This is a genomic window from Alishewanella sp. HH-ZS (assembly GCF_001704375.1).
Classification (GTDB): Bacteria; Pseudomonadota; Gammaproteobacteria; order Enterobacterales; family Alteromonadaceae; genus Alishewanella; species Alishewanella aestuarii.
The window spans coordinates 1-1373 of sequence record NZ_LZEJ01000090.1; the positions used below are offsets into that span (position 1 = coordinate 1).

At 45.7% G+C, this 1373-nt stretch carries 1 protein-coding gene; it reads right to left on the reverse strand.

The features are described 5' to 3' along the window. Positions 1–79: 79 nt before the first annotated feature. Positions 80–1267, reverse strand: coding sequence for an IS4 family transposase (locus tag A9165_RS16380; protein ID WP_083216315.1), 1188 nt, complete (start codon positions 1265–1267; stop codon positions 80–82). Positions 1268–1373: the final 106 nt, after the last annotated feature.

Here is a 1373-nt window from a genome sequence, read left to right on the forward strand (position 1 = left end):
TAGGCCAGATAAACCAAATCAGCATAGCGCCAAATACGCCCAGCCTACCTGAGGGATCCCCACAAATTGCTCCCCCATATTATCCACACTCTATCAGATCGTCCGGTGTCCAGCACCACTGAGCTATCCACTGCAAAATTTGCTTTAGCCCTTGCTGATAATATCGCCTACTTATATTAAGCTTTTGCTCTTTACAGAGCAGTATCCCAAGGGAACAAAGAGCGAGCACTCGTCTATGCTTAACGGTATTAGCCTGATAACGTCGTTGTAAGCCAGCCTTCTCACCCGCACTGCCAAGCAGGTAATGAAACCAGTTAGCCAGGGCTGCCAAGAGCAGTAAGATCTCCAAGCGTGATTTCTTGCGAGTACCATGTAGATCGCTACCTAACCCGTAACGGTGACTTTTTTGATCCCGGAAGCTTTCTTCTATCTGCATTCGGCAGCTATAGCATTTGGCAATTTTCTCGGCATATCCATGACTTTCTGGTAAAGAGGAAACTAATAGCCAAGGCTCTTTGTATTGCCTGTTTTTATCTCTTTTCAATAACTTGTAACCTTTTCCAACCAAAACAGCTTGTGTTTCATAGCTCTGAGATTGGGTGAGTAAGATGTTGCCGACATGCTTGGGCTTGGCTTTGGCCTTACGATAAAATTGGTTAACAGTGATAAACTCTTCCTGCTCTGCCACTTTCAGCTTCACATTCCCTCTGACTCTGGCGACATAATGCCAGCCGAATTCGCGTACTTGTTTTAACCAAGGCACTTTAAATCCGGCGTCTGTCACGATAATTGGCTTGCAGCCTTCTGGTAACATAGCTTTAAGTTGTTCTAAGAATGCCTGATGCAAACGGGGGCTGGTGTACTCTTCTTCAGCAGCGATTTTTTGCAACAACGTTAATGCTCTGCCGTCCGCAGCAATACTCGCTCGTAAAATAAAGTGACGCTTGGCGGTATCCGCATTACTCCAATCGACTAAAATCGTTGGATGGGAATGGGGGGTTACAACAGAAGCAGTCAACGCGGCATAAATCAATGGTAGCTCTCGTTGCAGATTGGCATTATTGAGTAATCTGTCGGCTCGCTTGATGCTGATTTTGTCTGAGGGCCCTGGCATAGCGCGACCAATTGCTGTAACGGTGCAACGAGCGTCTTTAGCAAGAGCAGTAACCGCATCTAACAAGACAGAAAATCTGGCTTTATGCATGGTTTTTGGGGTGACAAATCGGAGGAAATCAGCGAGCATAGTTTTAACATTCATGGCGAGCATCCGCGGTGTGGGATTTTTGGCGAATGATCAGATCGGGAACCGCCATGAATGTTCCCTAATCACCTAAATTTTTATTTTAACTACAAAATTTCTGGGGATACCTCAG